This is a genomic window from Microbacterium sp. NPDC008134 (assembly GCF_042957055.1).
Taxonomy (GTDB): domain Bacteria; phylum Actinomycetota; class Actinomycetes; order Actinomycetales; family Microbacteriaceae; genus Microbacterium.
In genome coordinates, this window is the sequence record NZ_JBIBHO010000001.1 from 1,319,065 (window position 1) to 1,334,353 (window position 15,289).

Genomic DNA, 15,289 nt, shown 5'->3' on the forward strand with positions numbered 1-15,289 from the left:
GCGTCAGACGCTGACGCGCCGCCCGGTGAGCCGCTCGGCGCGCGCGTCGGAGGCGGTCAACGCACGTCGCTCGCGCTCCCGCCGGATGACCGTGATCGCGACCAGCGCCCGCTCCGGTGCGGCCTGCGGCAGGGGCGAGACGAAGGCGGATGCTTCGGCGAGCAGTTCTTCCGCGACACGCGCACGCGCGCCGGGCATGAGCTGGTGCGCCGAGGCGAGGAACTGCGAGATGCGACGGGCGAGACGGTCGGGCAGACGTGCGACGTCGGCGATCTGCGACCAGCCGAGAAGCTCTCCGGGCATGACCGGAGTGTTCTGGACCAGTGCCGGCGTGCGGACGCGCTGACTGTAGGTGCCCGCGACGAGATCTCCCAGACGCTGGGATCGGGCGGTGAGGGCACCCGCGAGCACGGCGAGGCCGCCGAAGGTCATATAGATCTCGAGGACTCCGAGGAGAGCGCGGATGAACGCGTGACGGAATCCCGTCGCCCCACCGTCGAGACGGACGATGCGCCCGCCCACGGCGAGTTTGCCGAGACTACGGCCCTTCGTCAGCATCTCGATGCTCAGCGGTAGTACGAGGAAGCTCACGACGAGCGATACGACGGTCGCGATCCGGTCGGTCGCCTCGGTCAGGATTCCGGCGTCGAGAAGCCAGACGCGGAGGAACAGCCACAGGATGAAGACACCGTAGCCGAGAAGCATGTCGATGAGCGCGCCGAGCGAGCGCATCAGGAACCCGACGGGTTGGACATCGATCGCGACCGCTTCGCCGGAGAGCATCTCATCGGTCGTGTCGATCGGCGCGGACATGAGTACAGTAAATCAGGTGGATGCCGACGCGTTGACCGATGCACGCCGCGCCGAGTGGGCGCGACTGGACGAGCTCAGCACCTCGCGGCTGGATGGCGCCGGCGTCGACGAACTGATCGTGCGCTACCGTGCCGCATCGGCGGATCTCGCGGAGCTCAAGACATCGGTCGGTGACTCACCGCAGGGCAACTACCTGTCGACGATCCTCGTTCGCGCACGTATGCGGCTCACCGGCGCATCGGACAGCGTGCTGACCCAAGCCTCGCGGTTCTTCGTCGACCAGCTTCCTGCTGCGTTGTACCGTCTGCGGTGGACGACGCTCGTCATAGCCGTATCCTTCATCGCGATCGCACTCGGATCAGCCTTCTGGATCTCGAGCGATCCGGCGCTGATCGCCACGCTCGGACCCCCTGACGCGTTACAGCAGTATGCGGATGAGTCGTTCACGGGCTATTACACCGAGAACCCCGCGGCAGTGTTCATGGGGATGGTCTGGACGAACAACGCGTGGATCGCGTTGCAATGCGTGCTCTTCGGTGTCACCGGTATCTGGCCGCTCTACATCATCGTGCAGAACGCCTTCGGCCTGGGGGTATCCGGCGCCGTCATGATCGCGCACGGCCAGGGCGATGTGATGCTGTTGTACATCCTGCCGCACGGAATGCTCGAGCTCACCTGCATCTTCGTCGCCGCCGCAGCCGGTCTGCATCTCTTCTGGGCGTGGGTCGCTCCGGGCGATCGCTCTCGCGCCGAATCCCTGGGCACGGAGGGGAGGGCCCTCGCGACGGTCGCGCTGGGCCTGATCTTCGCCCTCTTCCTCGCCGGCCTGGTCGAGGGGTTCGTGACCGGCTGGGCTCTGCCCTGGCCGCTCAAGATCGGCATCGGCGCAGCAGCGCTTGCCGTGTTCCTGATCTACATGCTCGTGATCGGTGGACGCGCGTACCGCCGCGGCGAAACGGGTGATCTCGTCGAATACGAGGCGGGCACCCCGCGACTTCTCGCCGGGTGACGAGGAGCGATCTCAGAGTCGGCCGGCGGCCTTGAGCTCGAGATAGCGGTCGGCGATCCGAGGCGGCAGGCCCTCGGGGTCCGCGGAGATCGCCTCCCCACCCGCGCGGCGGATCGCGTCCTCCACGTTCTCGGCATCGCGAAGGGTGCGCTCGGCTGCCGCAGCGAGGTAGACCTCCTCGCGCGAGCCGCGCTGCTTCGCCAGCTCGGTGATCGACTCGTCGGTGACGGAGCCGACGAGAATCGACGTCGCCCGAGAGGCATCCGGGAAGGCCCCGAGGAAGCTTCGTGCCGACTCCGCAGCATCCTGCGCGGTGAGGACGACGATCAGCGAGGGGCGCGTCGTCAGCGTGCGCACGGCCGCGAACGCCCCGTGCCAGTCGGTGTCGACGAGTCGCGCGTGCACCGGAGCCATGGCATCGGTCAGGGCAGGCAGCAGCGCGTTGCCCTCGACGCCCGTCACGCGCGCGCGCACCACGCGGTCGTACATCAGCAGGTGCACGTGGTCTCCGGCGCGTGCCGCGAGCGCCGCGAGGAGGAGCGCGGCCTCGAGCGAGGCATCCGCTCGCGTTCCGTCTCCCACGCGCGCGGCCGCGGTGCGTCCGGTGTCGATGATGATGACGACGTGCCGATCGCGCTCCGGCCGCCACGTGCGCAGCATCGTGGTGCCGGCGCGGGCGGTCGCGCGCCAGTCGATCGATCGCACGTCGTCGCCACGAACGTACTCCCGCAGCGAATCGAATTCGGTTCCCTGACCGCGCACCTGGATGCTCGTATTGCCGTCGAGTTCGCGCAGGCGTGCGAGGCGCGAGGGGAGGTGCTTGCGCGAGGAGAACGCGGGGAGCACGCGGATCGCTCCCCGCACGCGGTGGATGGCCTGCCGTCCGGCGAGGCCGAGGGGGCCACGGGAGCGGATCACCACGAACTCGCTCGTGAGTTCACCGCGGCGTCGGGGAACGAGCGGGATGTCGACCCGGCGCCGCTCACCGCTCGGGATCTCGAGAGCCTGCCGTGCGGTTCCCGCGCCGGCGGTCGGCTGCCATGCGTCGCGGAGGAGCGCCTGCAGTTCGCGGGAACCGTGATTGTGCACGGCCACGCTCACCGGAACCGCTTCGCCCAGACGAGCGCGTGCGGGAACGCGCCGGGTCACGGTGACCGTGCGCGGACTCGCGGCGAAGACGATGTCGACGACCACCAGTACGACGCACAGTCCCACCCATGCACCCAGCACCGCATACGGCGGAAATCCCGCCAGCCCGGCGATGACCAGCGGAACGATGCCCGCACCCACCGCGAGCGCGAGGCGACCCGTGACGAACACTTAGATCGGTACCCGGGTCTGCTGCACGACCGACGTCAGCACGGCATCCGCCGAGACGCCTTCCATCTGCGCGTCCGGGCGCAGCTGCAGTCGATGCCGCCAGACCGGCACGAGCATCGTCTGCACGTGGTCGGGAGTGACCGCCGTCGATCCGTTGAGCCAGGCCCAGGCCTTCGCAGCGGCGAGGAGGCCGGTCGACGCACGAGGGCTCGCGCCGAGTTCCACCGACGGGGACTGGCGCGTGGCGCGGGCGAGGTCGACGACGTAGCCGAGCACGTCCTCGGTGACTTCGACGCGTCCGGCGGCGGCCTGCGCCGCACGGATCTCCTCCGCGGTCACGACTGCTTCCACCCCCGTGAGCTCGCGGGGAGAGAATCCCGAAGCGTGCTTGCGCAGCACGGCGACCTCCGCGTCGCGCTCGGGCATCCCGACCACCAGCTTCATCAGGAATCGGTCGAGCTGGGCCTCCGGCAGCGAATACGTGCCCTCGTGCTCGATGGGGTTCTGGGTCGCCGCGACGAGGAACGGATCCGGGAGCGCCCGGCTCGTGCCGTCGGCCGACACCTGCCGCTCCTCCATCGCCTCGAGCAAGGCCGCCTGGGTCTTCGGGGGAGTGCGGTTGATCTCGTCGGCCAACAGGATGTTCGTGAACACCGGGCCGGCGCGGAAGTCGAACTCGCCCGTGCGCGCGTCGTACACGAGCGATCCGGTCACGTCGCCGGGCATGAGGTCGGGCGTGAACTGCACGCGCTTGGTGTCGAGACCGAGGGCACGCGCGAAGGATCGCACGACCAGGGTCTTCGCCACGCCCGGAACGCCCTCGAGCAGCACGTGGCCCCGGGCGAGCAGCGACACCAGAAGACCGGTCACGGTTCCTGCTTGACCGACGACGGCCTTGTCGACCTCGCTGCGCACGCGGTGCATCGCCCCGCGCAGGGCGGCGTCGTCGGTGGGAGTGTACTCAGCGGTCACGGGTGTCCTCGGCTTCCGTCGTGGATGGACTGTGTGCGGATGGTGCGCCCGCCGCGCGGGCGGGTCGATGGGTCTGCTCGACGGCGTCCTCGAGCTCGGCGAGACGTCGGGCGAGCTCGACGAGTGCGGCGTCGTCGGCGGGCAGCGGTCCCGCGAGGAGCGACTGGAGCGTGCCGCGGGGGATGCGCAGACGATCGGATGCGGCGTCGGCCACCTCGTCGGGCGTCGCCCGCGCCGTCAGCCCGAGTCGTCGGGCGAGGCGCCGCTGCGCGCCGTCGCGGATCGCGAGCGCCGCGTGCGGCGCATCCGCCGCCTTCGCCGTCAGGCGTGCGCGCCCGTGCATCGTCTCGGACGCACGGACCGTGACCGGCAGCGTCTCGGCGACGAGCGGACCGAACCGTCGCCCGCGCCACAGCGCCGCCGCGATCCCGGACAGCATCAGGAGGATGATCGCGGGGGTGACCCAGGGCGGCGTCAGGGTCCCCAGCGTGTCCTCGGACGTGCCCTCGAGGTCGGAGTCGCCGAGCGAGGGGACGTACCAGACCACCCGATCGGTCTGACCGAGCAGGGCGAGGGCGAGAGCCGCATTCCCGTTCTCTGCGAGGTAGGCGTTGCTGAACAGACGCGTGCCGTCGACGATCGAGGTGCGCCGACCGTCGGCATCGTCGATGAGCACGGCCGCGCCCTCGTCGTCGCCGAAGCACCACTCCACACCCGGTGCGGGAGTCATCAATCGATCCGGCTCGATCGTGCCGACCCGCGCGAACTCTCCGGCAGAGCACTGCGCGTCGACTTCGGAGAGCGGTGCCGAGGAGTAGTCGCCGAGACCGAGGCTGTCGAGCAGGTGGGCGCCCACGGAGAGGAAGACGACGCGGTCGGCCGGATCCATCAACTCGGCGACGGCCTCATCACTGAGCGTGTAGGGATTGGTCATCACGAGTGTGGTGTCGTCGTCGATGGCCGCGCGCGCCTCGGCGCGTGAGCGATGCACCTCGACCTCGACCCCCTGATCCCGAAGGATCTCGGCCAGCGCCAGTGCGCCGGAGTCGCCTCGCCCCTCGGGATCGAGCGAGCGGCGATCGCTCGGCGCGGTCGCGGCGATCTGGATCCCCACCCACGCGACACCGACGACGAGTGCGGCGATGATGACCCAGCCGATCACCGCGCGCAGTCGTCGCGTCGGTTCGGCGGTGGCGGAGGGGGTGTCACGCTCCTCGACGACGGTCATGCGGTCATCACCGCCGGCCGACGGGACCGCAGGCGCTCATCGGTGGCGGCCAGGGCGGCATAGGATTCGGGAGTCGCGGGGTGACGCAGGTAACGAACGTCGTCGAAAGCCGTCGCGGCGCTGCGCATGGGCACCGACTCGTCGGCGAACACCGCGCTCGCGTCCCGCGCGATGGCCTGCGCGGTGGCGCCCGGGGCGGGATCGATGAGGTCGCGCTCGAGGAGGTCCCGCGCGATCGCGCGGAACCGCAGGACGGTGGCGGCATCCCAATCCTCGGCGCGGGCGCTACGCTCCGCGTCGGCGCGCAGCTGCGCCGCCGTGCGATCGTCGTCGACACCGAGGAGGTCTGTGCGGGCGCGGGCGACGGCGCGTGAGCGTCGCGGGCGGCCCCAGACGATCAGAGCGACGATCAGGGCGGTGCCGACCAAGATGGAGACGATCACGAGCGCCGACGGACCGACGGCCGCGCCGTTGTCGGAGCTGAAGAGGTTGGCGATGAATCGGCCGATGTCGCGCGCCAGGTAGTCGAACCACGTGGGTTCGGCATCCGCATAGCGCGGGTTGCTCAACTCTTCTTCGGCCCAGCGGCGCGCATCATCGCCATCGGGGATGAACAGATCGTCGAACGGTCGGATCATGCCGGCGAGTCACCGTCACCCGGGGCGATCCACGGCGCCGCCGCGTGCCGTGCGGCTGCGGGCGGTGCCGGGGGAGCGGGCGGCGTGACGTACGCGGGCGGCGCGGCGTTTGCCGGGGCCGCGGGAGGCGCACCGTACGGCTGCGGAGGCTGCGCGTACCCGTAGGGCGGGGGCTGCACCGGGTGCGGCTGAGCAGGAAGAGGCTGCGCCGGTTGCTGCGGCGCGTACCCGTACGGGGCCTGGTAGCCGGGCTGCTGCGGTGCGCTGGAGAGACCGGGGTACGAGTACGGCTGCGCCATCAGCACGTAGTCGGGAACGGCCTTGGGAGGAGGGGCACTCGAGACCGCTCGAGCCGGGTCGACGGCGTACGGGTCACCGAGCTGCTCCTCGGTCCATCCCATGTCGCTGCGCTCGACGTAGGAGACGAGGGTCTGGTCGAGCCCTTCGTAGCGCATGCGCGAGTCGAGGTAGATGAGAGCCGCACTCGTGCTCTGCACGACCAGAGTGATCGCCTGGATGACCAGGGTGAGGATCTGCGGGGCCAGGAGCAGCAGGAGCATGCCGATGATCGCGCTCGGCTCGGGGTCGCCGGTGGGCACCAGCACCGCGCCGAACATCTGGGCGAACAGCTGCGCGGGCAGGGCGACCACGTTCATCGCGACGCCCATGATCATGCTGATGATGATGCTCACGCCGAAGGCGACCCAGAAACGGCCGCGGATCAGTCGCCAGGAACGCACGATCGCGTCCTTGAGTCGCGCGCGCTCGAACACGAGGATCGAGGGTACGAGCATGAGCTTGGTGCTGAGCCAGACGTAGAGCGGGATCCACGCGAGGAAGAAGATGACCGCGATCAGGACGATCAGTCCGACCGTCTCGGGGGATGCTCCCATTCCGCTCGCGATACCGCCGGCGATGACCCCGAAGAGGAGGAGCGCGAAGACGATGAGGAATCCGAAGACCGCCACGATCACCAGCGCGGAGTAGGCGACGAGACGCCAGAAAGCGGGGGCCATCCGTCGCCACAGCATCCGCAGCGTGGCCTTCGTTCCGATCGTCGCGTAGCTGACGTCGGCTGCGATCACGCCCTGCATGATCGCGGTGACGGCGATCGAGGCGAGACCGACCACGATGCCCGCGATGACGTTGATCGCGATCGTTCCCGCGGCGACCGCCTCGAAATTCGGGCTCGAAGGAGAGAGGGTATCGAGCCGGGAGAAAGTGGTGAAGAGGACGAGGCCCATCGCGAGTGCCGCGAGGATCAGCACCACGAGCTGCAGGACGACGGCGAAGCCGAAGAGGACCTTGGGGTTGTGCCGCAGCGCGGCGAACGCCTTCCCGAGCAGCGTTCCGAAGGTCATCGGATGCAGGGGGATGATGCCCTTCTTCCGGGCAGGGGTCCAGGTCTGGGCGCTCACAGCACTTCCCTCCGTCGTGCGCCTCCATCGTGCCATATCCCCGGTGTTGGCGCGCAGACCTGGGGAACGTGAGACCGAGTGCCATAAGGTAACAGTTATGACCTCACGCATCCTTGTGGTCGATGACGACACCGCGCTCGCCGAGATGATCGGCATCGTGCTGCGCACCGAAGGATTCGAGCCCGTGTTCTGCGCCGACGGAGCACGTGCCGTCGACGAGTGGCGCGCCCAGCGCCCGGATCTCGTCCTCCTCGATCTCATGCTCCCGGGCATGGACGGCATCGAGATCTGCACGCGCATCCGCGCGGAGTCCGGAGTGCCCGTCATCATGCTCACGGCACGCACCGACACGGCCGACGTCGTCCGGGGACTCGAGGTCGGCGCCGATGACTACATGGTCAAGCCCTTCAACCCGAAGGAACTGGTCGCCCGTATCCGCACACGTCTCCGCCCCGTTCCGCAGGCGACCAGCGAACAGCTCCGCGTGGGTGATCTGACCGTCGACGTCGATGCGCACGAGGTGCGCCGTGGCACGGAGCCGATCGCCTTGACCCCCCTCGAGTTCCAGCTGCTCGTCGCTCTCGCGTCGAAGCCGCAGCAGGTGTTCTCCCGCGAGATGCTCCTCGAGCAGGTCTGGGGCTACCACTACAAGGCCGATACGCGACTCGTGAACGTGCACGTGCAGCGACTGCGCGCGAAGGTCGAACTCGACCCCGACAACCCGCGGATCGTGATGACCGTCCGGGGCGTCGGCTATCGCGCCGGGAGCGCTGTCTGACGCGCCCATGGCCGTGACGTCAGCGACCACCACGGCGGTCGCCGTCCTGCGCGATTGGCGCGGCTGGCCGACGGTGCTGGCGTCGCTGTGGCGCCGGTCACTCCGGTTCCGCACACTGGCGGTGACCCTTCTCGCGACCTCGCTCGCGATCCTCATCACGTGCGTCACGATGGCGCTCGTGATCCAGAACGACCTCTTCGTCTCGCGCAAGAACCAGGCGCTCGAAGACGCGCGACGTGCGGTCGACGTGGCCCAGAGCACCCTCGACGTCGCGGAGGTCGGAGACGATCCGGCCGCGCTCGCCGATCTGTGGAACACGATCCAGGCGGGATTCGCCCAGAACTCGAACGCCGATCAGCTCACCGGCATCCGGATCGACGCCGACGCGAACGGCGTCCGCCTCAACGGCTTCACCGCCGGGCTCAGCGCGAGTCTGCTCAGTGACGGCCTCCGCGCGCGGGTCGTCGAGTTCGACGACCGTCAGGCGTGGCAATCGGTCGCGCTCCCCGTCGAAGGAGGGGGAGAAGTGCCGGGAATCATCGTCGGACAGCAGGTCGTCGTGCCCGAGGCGGGCCCCTTCGAGATCTACTTCGCGTACGACCTGTCCGACGCCGATCAGACCCTGGTGTTCGTGCAGCGCACCCTGTGGATCGCGGGAATCGGTCTGGTCGCCATCGTCGCGGCCATCTCGTGGATCGTCCTGAGGACGGTGTCGACGCCGATCATCCAGGCGGCGGAGACGAGTGCGCGCCTCGCCTCCGGTGATCTGGCCGTGCGGCTGGAGGTGCACGGCGAGGACGAGCTCGCGACTCTGGGTCGCTCGTTCAACGCGATGGCGGACAGTATCGAGGCTCAGATCAAGGAACTCGGAGAGCTGTCGATGGTGCAACAGCGGTTCGTCTCCGACGTGTCGCACGAGCTGCGCACGCCGTTGACCACGATCCGGCTCGCCGCCGACATGCTCAACGATCAGCGCGCGGACTTCGACCCGGTCACCGCGCGCGCCGCCGAGCTCATGCACGCGCAGGTTCAGCGATTCGAGACGCTGCTGTCGGACCTGCTCGAGATCAGTCGTTACGACGCCGGGTCGGTGCAACTGGAGCTGGAGGCGACGAGCCTCGCGCACGTGGCGGAGGACGTCATCGAGCAGATGCGTCCCCTCGCCGACGGACACGGCACGGAACTGCGACTGGTTGCACCGGGAGGGTACTCCCCGGTCGACATGGACCCGCGGCGGGTGCGACGCGTGCTCCGGAACCTCATCGGCAATGCGATCGAACACGGCGAGGGGCGTCCGATCGTCGTCACCGTCGACAGCAACCAGCATGCGGTCGCCGCAGGTGTGCGCGACTTCGGGTTGGGTATGGACCCGGAGGATGCCGAACGGGTGTTCGACCGCTTCTGGCGCGCCGATCCTTCGCGCCAACGCACGATCGGAGGAACGGGCCTGGGACTGTCGATCGCGCTGGGCGACGCAACGCTGCACGGTGGCACACTGGCGGTGTGGTCGGAGCTCGGCGTCGGGACCAACTTCGTCCTCACCCTTCCGCGTCACGGCACGACGCTCGACGGCCCGAGCCCGGTGGCCGTCGAACCGCAGGATTCCCTCGCCGAGATCGGCGATGCCACGCAGCCCCTGTCGCTGACCGACGTGCGGCGCGAGATGCTCGACGGAGGCGAGGCTCCGTGAACGCCGAACGGATGAAGATTCTCCTGCGAGGCATCGCACTCACCACCGCGAGCCTGCTTCTGCTCACCGCGTGCACCGGTCTGCCGACCTCGGGCGACGTCAACGTCGGCCTCGAACTCGGTGAGTCGCCCGACGACGCGGACTTCCTCCCGCTCGCCTCCGGACCGGCCCCCGGCGCGAGTCCCCGGGAGATCGTCGAAGGTTTCATGGAGGCGGCGATCACGCCCGCGGAGAATTGGGAGATCGCGCGCCGATTCCTCACGCCGGACATGCAGCGCTCGTGGCGACCGAGTACGGGCGTGGCCGTCGACGCCACCGCCGCGGACAGGTCCGTCTCATCGTCGGTGCTCGACGAGGACGTCGACGATGCGGATACCGCGGACGTGCAGGTGCAGCTCGATCAGGTGGCGAGCGTGGATTCCTCCGGAGAGTATTCCGCGGCGGCGGGGCCGGCGAATCTGGCCTTCACTGTGGAGCGTTCCGAGGCGGGGGAGTGGCGCATCTCGCAGGCGCCCGACGGCGTCGTGATCGACGAGGAGAGATTCTCGACGGTGTTCGAGGGGTATCCGCTCCAGTACTTCGATCGTACGTGGTCGCGGCTCGTGCCGGACGTGCGCTGGTTCCCGCGCCGCACGAGCATCGCGACGACCGTGGTGCAGGCCCTGATCAACGGGTCTCCGAGCTCCTGGCTCGAGCCCGCGGTGCAGACCGCCTTTCCTGCCGACGTGCAGCTCGCGCAAGATGCCGTGCCGATCAACGCCAATCAGGTGGCGGAGGTCGCGCTGACCCGCTCGGCCGCTGCCCTCGAGACGCAGACGCTCGCCCGCATGCGCACGCAACTGCAGGAGACACTGCGCGCTGCGGGGGTGAACGTGTCACAGGTGCGCTTCACCGTCGACGGGCGCACGCTCGACGCGGGGGTCGTGAACGTCGTCTCACCTCCCCAGGAATCCGCTCCGGTCGTGCTCACCGGCAGTGCGTTCGGCACCATCGTCGGCGACGAGGTCTCTCCGATCGACGGACTCAGCGACGAGATCCTCGCCCTCTCCCAGCCGATCACCGCGATCGATGTCGCGGCGGACGACAGCGCGGCGGCCGTGCAGCTCGCCGACGGACACGCGTACCTGGTCCGCGAAGGGCGGCTCGATGAACTCGACCTACGGGACGGGTTGATCGCTCCGTCGCTCGATCCGTACGGCTACACGTGGACGGTGCCGACGGCGAGCCCTGCCGAGGTGTTCGTGTCGGGCAACGATGCGGTGCCGCACACGGTGGCGAACGCGTGGCCGGATGCCTCGGCCGTCCTGCAGATGCGGGTGTCGGCGGACGGCTCTCGGATCGCTGCGGTGATCGAGGTGGGCAGCCAGCGCTGGGTCGTGGTCGCCGCGGTCGTGCGCGACGAGAGCGGTCTCCCGACCGAACTCGGCCCGATGAAGCAGCAGACCCGTGTCGACGGAGATACGCAGGGGCTCGTCTGGGTCGGTGACTACCGTTTGTCGGTGATGGCGGACTCGGCCAGCCCGGACCTGCTCACCCAGGTGGTGGGCGGGACCGCGACCGTTGAGGCGGCACCGGCGGGCGCCACCGCGCTCTCCGGTGCACGAACTCTGTCGGGTGTGCGAGTGCTGTCGACCGACGGATCGCTTCTCGCCCACGCAGGGTCGGCGTGGCGCGAGGTGGCGACCGACGTGCGTGTACTCGCCACGCGCGCGGGGCAGTGACGGACGTCTCTTCCTGCACAGGACGGGGCGAGGGAGAGTTTCCACGAAGCGTGCGGTGATGGTCGGAGAGTCGTCCGTCGTCGCGTGAGCATCGACGGATGTCCTCTTTCTCGAGTCTCGCATCCGTCGGCGGCGAGATCCTCGCCTTCCTCCTCGCCGCATCCTGTGCAGGCTGCAGCGCGGGCGGCACCGTGCTCTGCACGGAGTGCCGTGATGCTCTGCGCCCCGCTGCCCGCACGGTACGCACGCCGGGCGGGCTCGAGGTGCGGGCGGCGCTGGAGTTCACGGGTGTCGCCGCGCGATGCATCCGCCGGTTGAAGGGTGAAGGGGAGACCCTCCTGGCCGCGCCGCTCGGCGCCGCTCTGAGCGACGTGCTGTCGCCGCTGGCGGCGCAGGTGCGGCACATCGTGCCGGTGCCCACGTCCCGATCGGCCTTCCGTCGTCGCGGGTATCGGGCACCGGAACTGCTGTTGCGCAGGGCCGATACGGCTCCGGCGCGGTTGCTGCGGATGGCCGTGCGCCGGGCGGACCAACGCGGCCTCGATGCTCGGGCGCGGGCAGCGAACGTCCACCGCAGCATGATCGCCCGACGTCGCGACGACGGTGCATCCGTGCTGGTGATGGACGACGTGGTGACCACCGGGGCGACGCTCGATGAGGCGGCGCGAGCGCTCACCGCGGCGGGCTATCGAGTCGTCGGCGGCGTCGCGCTCGCCGCCACGCCGCGTCACGGGAGACTCATCGAAGACTCTTCCGCGACACGGAGGAAGTGACCCGTGACATCCGCACTCAAGCGGACTAGCGTGGGGGGTCACAAGGCGACCACGGTCCGCCCTTGGCCGGGAGGACCGGGACAAGGAGGCAGCAATGGAAACGAGCATCGTTGGCGTCGGAGTGGGTATCACCGATCGCTTCCGAACCGTTGTCGAGGAGAAGATCGCCCGGATTCAGACGTTCGCGGCTCGCGCGCAACGACTGGACGTGAAGGTCACCCACCGGGTCTACCGCAACGGGCAGGTCCCGGAGGAGACCGTCGAGCTCACGCTGGTGAGCAAGGGTCCGGTCGTCCGTGCCGAGGCGACCGACGGCGACAAGTTCGTCGCACTCGATCTCGCGGTCGACAAGATGGCCGAGCAGTTGCGTCGCGCGAAGGAGAAGCGAGTCGACGGCCGCCAGCACCCGCGGGGTGCGCACTTCGAGAAGGGCAGCGGAGCCCTCGAGGGGATCGATGTCGAGCCGGCGTCCGTCGACGTTCTCCGGGCCGTGGCCACGGGCAACATCCCGGTGCAGAACGACGAAGAAGAGGTCTACTCGCCCGTCGTCATCCGCACGAAGAACTTCGATGCCGAGTGGATGACGGTCGAGGAGGCCGTCGACCGGATGGAGCTGGTCGGGCACGACTTCTTCCTGTTCGTCGATGCTCGCACCGATCACCCGAGCGTGGTCTACCGCCGCAAGGGCTGGGACTACGGTGTCATCGCGTTGAGTGCGCAGGCTCCGCCCGCCGAGGCGCTCGCCTCCTGACCGCATGAGAGAGCGGCCCGGCCCTGAGGGGGCGGGCCGCTCTCTCATGCGCGGGGCGTCAGTCGAAGATGCCGTCGAGGAGGCTGCCGATGACCAGTCCACCGAGGATGCCGGAAGCGATGTCGCCGCCGCCTCCGCCGCGTCGACCGCCGCCACCCCATCCGCCGCCGCCCCAACCGCCATCGCCACCCCAGCCCTGATCCTGCGGGCGGGAGGAGTCGATGTCGCGCTGAGCGAGCTGGAGGGCCTCGGAGGCGAGGTGCGCCACGCGCCGGGCGACGGCGAGCGCCTGCTCACGCGTCTCCTCGGCGGGGACGAGGTCGCCGAGATCGACCCGCAGACGCTCGGATTCGGCGAGCCGTGTGCGGGCATCGGCGCCGATCCACCCGCGGTGGCCCGAGATCAGCCCGCGGGCGACGCCGAGCTGGCGGTCGGCGTCATCGATGGCGTGCTGCACCTGGGCGAGCGAGGGGAGCGGGTTCGCGGCGCGATGCTCGGCGGTCGCGATCGCTTCATCGAGGCCCGTGTTCGCGTCGCGCAGGCGGGAGAGCTCGGCGAAGGGATCGTTCGGAGTCCCTGACGGGGTGAGAGCGCTCAGGGCTTCCTGGAGCGTGGAGACGGCGGCGGCGACCGCGGGCACCTGCGGAGCGTTGCGCGCGGCGATCAGATCGCCACGGGAGTCGGCGACGACCTCGGCCAGCGTGGATTCCGCGCGCAGAGCCTCGATCTCGAAGTCCTCGACGGCGTCGAGCAGCGTGGCGGCCCGTCGAGTCGCCTCGGTGGCGGTCTCGAGCGCGAGGTTCGCCTCCTCGTTCTGCTTGGCGGCGCGACGGCGCTCCGACACCGATGCTCCGTGCACCGCGAACGCGACGAGCTGCTCGGCCTCACGTGCGCTCGCGGTGATTTGCGTCATCGCCGATTCCGCGTAGCGGGAGGAGAGCCGTTCGATCGTGGCCGTCGTCGCCGGGATGCGGGCGCTGAGCGACTCGGCATCCGCGCGTACCTTCGCGATCACCTCGGGGGCGCGACGAACCTTCGCGATCGACTCGGCCAGGACGGCGGTCTTCTCATCGAGGAGATCCTGCGCCCAGTCGCACAGCTGGACGATGCGCGCGTTGCGCGTGCGCAGCTCTTCGGGGGTGTCGGGGATCTCGTCGTGATTGAGCTGATGGAGCTGGAACGCCTCGCGCAGGTGGGTGCGGACGGCGGCGAGCGCCTTCTTCAGATCGCCGGTGAGCGATTCGCCCAGCTCGGCCTCGGCGAAGGCCAGCTCGTCGGATGTCGACCGGATCCGCTCATCGGCGGAGACGAGTGCCTGCTCCGCTCGGCGTGCGAGATCCGCGTCCTGGACCGCGAGGGCTTCCTGTTCGCGTTTGCGTCTGCCCCAGATACCTGCCATGACCCGATCCTACTTTCCGCAGGCGAGCGGATGCCTGTGCATCCGCTCCAGGCGAACGCGGGCTCCGTGACCGGAGTCTCAGATCAGTACCGCGTCGCCGGTGCTCTTCGACGGGCGGCCGCGCTTGGGGCGCTCCTGCGCGAGTCCGAGCGTCAGGGCGTGCCGAGGATGCGCCGCCAGCCGCTCCTCGAGATGTGCGAGCCAGCGCTCCTCCGCCTCCGCCGAGAAGATCAGCGAATCGATGACCAGCGACCGCGCGAGGTGCTCGGGGTCATCGGCATCCGCGCCGGTCGTCGCCTCTGTGCGGAGACGGGCGAGGTGTTCGCTCGTCTCGACCCGCTGCGCTTGGATCGCCGCGCTCGCGTCGACGCCGGGCAGCGTGGCGGCCACGGCGAGTTTGATCGCGACCTCGTCGCGGACGGCGGCCGTGCGGACGACGGGCGAGGAGAGCCAGCGGGCGACCTCGGACGAGCCGGAGGCAGTGATCTGCCAGTAGATGTGGCCCTGGGCATCCGCATCGAGCCGAGCGACGAGACCGTCGCGCTCGAGTCGCTCGAGCGTGTTGTAGATCTGGCCGACGTTGAGCGGCCAACGCGATCCCGTGCGGCGGTCGAACTCGTGCCGGAGCTGATAGCCGTAGCACGGCCCCTGATCGAGGATCGCGAGCAGACTCTGCCGTACGGACATCGTGGCCTCCTGAAGTGCTTTCCCAGCATATGCATACCTGGAAAAGTGTGGGAGCGCGTCCATGCAGGCGACGTGGAGGTCACGGCCCGGTA

General features: G+C 69.4%; 14 protein-coding genes. 6 read left to right on the top strand and 8 right to left on the bottom strand.

The window, feature by feature from the left end:
* Window positions 1-3 precede the first annotated feature (3 nt).
* Window positions 4-813 carry an RDD family protein gene (locus ACFY9N_RS06140; RefSeq protein WP_391477458.1) on the bottom strand — a complete coding sequence of 270 codons (810 nt, stop codon included), beginning with the start codon at window positions 811-813 and terminating at the stop codon, window positions 4-6.
* A gap of 16 nt (window positions 814-829) precedes the next feature.
* Between ACFY9N_RS06140 and ACFY9N_RS06145 the strand changes: the two genes are divergently transcribed.
* A complete protein-coding gene (locus tag ACFY9N_RS06145) occupies window positions 830-1,822 on the top strand; it encodes a stage II sporulation protein M (protein ID WP_391478463.1) in 993 nt (330 codons plus the stop codon).
* A 12-nt stretch (window positions 1,823-1,834) separates the two neighbouring features.
* Here the strand turns inward: ACFY9N_RS06145 and ACFY9N_RS06150 are convergent, their stop codons facing one another.
* From ACFY9N_RS06150 to ACFY9N_RS06170, 5 genes are read right to left on the bottom strand one after another with little or no spacing between them, the layout of a single operon-like run.
* Entirely contained in the window at window positions 1,835-3,142 is a 1,308-nt protein-coding gene (locus ACFY9N_RS06150) for a DUF58 domain-containing protein (RefSeq protein ID WP_391477459.1), read from the bottom strand.
* Window positions 3,143-4,066: an AAA family ATPase gene (locus ACFY9N_RS06155; protein ID WP_391478464.1), complete on the bottom strand. Its 924-nt coding sequence runs from the start codon at window positions 4,064-4,066 to the stop codon at window positions 3,143-3,145.
* Between the two features lie 37 nt (window positions 4,067-4,103).
* Window positions 4,104-5,342 (bottom strand): DUF4350 domain-containing protein, encoded by a 1,239-nt coding sequence (locus ACFY9N_RS06160; RefSeq protein ID WP_391477461.1) that lies wholly within the window; start codon window positions 5,340-5,342, stop codon window positions 4,104-4,106.
* Window positions 5,339-5,980 (bottom strand): DUF4129 domain-containing protein, encoded by a 642-nt coding sequence (locus tag ACFY9N_RS06165; RefSeq protein WP_391477462.1) that lies wholly within the window; start codon window positions 5,978-5,980, stop codon window positions 5,339-5,341. Before ACFY9N_RS06165 ends, ACFY9N_RS06160 begins: the two co-directional genes overlap by 4 nt.
* Window positions 5,977-7,398 (bottom strand): hypothetical protein, encoded by a 1,422-nt coding sequence (locus tag ACFY9N_RS06170; protein ID WP_391477464.1) that lies wholly within the window; start codon window positions 7,396-7,398, stop codon window positions 5,977-5,979. Before ACFY9N_RS06170 ends, ACFY9N_RS06165 begins: the two co-directional genes overlap by 4 nt.
* A 97-nt stretch (window positions 7,399-7,495) precedes the next feature.
* Here ACFY9N_RS06170 and mtrA point away from each other — a divergent pair, with 97 nt between their 5' ends.
* From mtrA to hpf, 5 genes are all read left to right on the top strand, one after another.
* Window positions 7,496-8,176, top strand: coding sequence for an MtrAB system response regulator MtrA (gene mtrA, locus ACFY9N_RS06175; protein WP_391477465.1), 681 nt, complete (start codon window positions 7,496-7,498; stop codon window positions 8,174-8,176).
* Window positions 8,177-8,183: 7 nt separating this feature from the next.
* Window positions 8,184-9,866 (top strand): MtrAB system histidine kinase MtrB, encoded by a 1,683-nt coding sequence (gene mtrB / locus ACFY9N_RS06180; protein ID WP_391477466.1) that lies wholly within the window; start codon window positions 8,184-8,186, stop codon window positions 9,864-9,866.
* Window positions 9,867-9,877: 11 nt separating this feature from the next.
* Complete coding sequence (locus tag ACFY9N_RS06185; RefSeq protein ID WP_391477467.1) at window positions 9,878-11,587, top strand: LpqB family beta-propeller domain-containing protein; 1,710 nt, start codon at window positions 9,878-9,880, stop codon at window positions 11,585-11,587.
* 98 nt (window positions 11,588-11,685) lie between these two features.
* Window positions 11,686-12,360 carry a ComF family protein gene (locus ACFY9N_RS06190; protein WP_391477468.1) on the top strand — a complete coding sequence of 225 codons (675 nt, stop codon included), beginning with the start codon at window positions 11,686-11,688 and terminating at the stop codon, window positions 12,358-12,360.
* A 94-nt stretch (window positions 12,361-12,454) separates the two neighbouring features.
* Window positions 12,455-13,111 carry a ribosome hibernation-promoting factor, HPF/YfiA family gene (hpf, locus tag ACFY9N_RS06195; protein WP_391477469.1) on the top strand — a complete coding sequence of 219 codons (657 nt, stop codon included), beginning with the start codon at window positions 12,455-12,457 and terminating at the stop codon, window positions 13,109-13,111.
* Between the two features lie 58 nt (window positions 13,112-13,169).
* Here hpf and ACFY9N_RS06200 read toward each other — a convergent pair whose 3' ends face one another.
* Window positions 13,170-14,510 carry a hypothetical protein gene (locus ACFY9N_RS06200; protein WP_391477470.1) on the bottom strand — a complete coding sequence of 447 codons (1,341 nt, stop codon included), beginning with the start codon at window positions 14,508-14,510 and terminating at the stop codon, window positions 13,170-13,172.
* A gap of 78 nt (window positions 14,511-14,588) precedes the next feature.
* Entirely contained in the window at window positions 14,589-15,197 is a 609-nt protein-coding gene (locus tag ACFY9N_RS06205) for a PadR family transcriptional regulator (protein ID WP_391477472.1), read from the bottom strand.
* Window positions 15,198-15,289 lie beyond the last annotated feature (92 nt).